This is a genomic window from Flavobacterium sp. FPG59, from assembly GCF_002150205.1.
Taxonomy (GTDB): domain Bacteria; phylum Bacteroidota; class Bacteroidia; order Flavobacteriales; family Flavobacteriaceae; genus Flavobacterium.
The window spans coordinates 1-1,213 of sequence record NZ_MTCA01000385.1 but is presented as its reverse complement, the minus strand read 5'-3'; the positions used below and the strand labels follow the sequence as shown (position 1 = coordinate 1,213).

Annotated in this window: 1 protein-coding gene; it reads left to right on the top strand. The window is 27.0% G+C overall.

Going from position 1 to position 1,213, the window contains the following annotated elements; all coding sequences use genetic code 11:
• Positions 1-1,213, top strand: a 1,213-nt coding sequence (locus FPG59_RS16180) for an NACHT domain-containing NTPase (protein WP_140344726.1), incomplete at both ends; no start/stop codon positions are given.

Genomic DNA, 1,213 nt, shown 5'->3' with positions numbered 1-1,213 from the left:
CATTATATGAGCATAGTGTTTTTGTGATTAACTCTACTCAAAATATTTTCTTTAAAGATTTAGGGGGAAGCAGAAAAATAAGTGATGTATATATAGACTTAAATATAGAATTACAAGCTAAGCGTTTACGATTTTCTGACCAAAAGCAAGCTAAGTCTAGCATAGAAGAAATTTTATCAAATACCTCCACACATTTGGTAATTCTTGGAGGTCCAGGAGCTGGAAAAACTACAACAATCAAGCATATTTGTCAAATGCTTTTAAATAATGCAATTAAAATTAATTACAAATTCCCAATATTAATTAATTTAAGAGATATAACTGATGCAGAAAGTATTTATTCCAAACTTAAAATAATTTTTGGAATTGAAATATCCTCTAAACAACAGGATAAAACTATATCACTAGATAATCTGCAATTACGTGAGAGATATATTAATAGTTATTTAAACAGTTTGAATATAGTTTTAATCTTAGATGGACTAGATGAGGTTAGGCCTAGTAGAGTATCTCAATTCTATCAAGAAATTAAATCTCTAATGCTTAACTTGAATAATAGTTTAGTGGTTGTTACATCAAGAAGCGCTTCTTACAATATTTCTATTGATAATTCAACAGAATATGAATTGTGTGATTTAAATGAATATCAAATAGTAGAGTTTGTAAATAAATGGTTTGTTAAAAAGAACGAAGCAAAAGAATTTATAACAAATTTAAATAGTTCAAAGTTTTTTGATTTTTCGCTACGTCCTTTAACTCTTGCGCATTTATGTGCAATATTTGAAAAGACAAAAAAATTTTACGACAAGCCTCGTTCAATTTACAAAAAATTAGTTAGATTACTGATAGACGAATGGGATGAGCAAAGAGGAATCGTTAGGGAATCTAGATATTCAGATTTTGATAATGAACGAAAATTTGATTTTTTATCACATTTCGCTTATGATCTTACAATTTCGTATGCTCATAAAAAATATTCCGAATTTGATTTTATAGAATCTTATAAGCGCATTTATATGTCATATCAACTCCCTTTAAAAGATGGAGAAAAAGTTGTAAAAGAACTAGAAGATCATACAGGGATAATAATAAAATCAAGTTATGATTCTTATGAATTTGTACATAAATCTATGCAAGAATATTTAGCTGCAGAATATATTGTAAGACTTGTAAATATCCCCGTTAAATTAATATATGATACAAATATATCAAA